Origin of the sequence: Roseovarius salis, from assembly GCF_044472985.1 — a bacterium.
GTDB lineage: Bacteria > Pseudomonadota > Alphaproteobacteria > Rhodobacterales > Rhodobacteraceae > Roseovarius > Roseovarius salis.
Map to the genome: position 1 here is coordinate 1 of NZ_JBISDG010000129.1, position 265 is coordinate 265.

The 265-nt window shown below is 77.0% G+C and carries 1 pseudogene; it reads right to left on the reverse strand.

The features are described from left to right. Positions 1 to 265: pseudogene (locus ACH13J_RS18495) on the reverse strand (magnesium chelatase subunit D); the annotation flags it as partial.

Consider the following 265-nt stretch of genomic DNA (forward strand, 5'->3'; position numbering starts at 1 on the left):
CTCGGCCATCGGCAGGACCAGCATGGCGGGGCGCGCGGCCAGCCCCTCGTCCATCACCAGCCGCCCAGCGGCCAGCGTGGCGGCGATGTCGGGGCCGCCGAACAGCTGCGTGTCGGAGATATCGGGGTGGATGCGCTGCTGCGGCCCGGGCAAGCGGGCGATGCCCTGCTCGAACACCTGCCGGGCCGGTCCGGCGCGCGCGCGCAGCGTCAGGCCCTTCAGGCCGGCCGGATCCACCGCGAGGAGCGCCAGCGCGCGCAGCGCG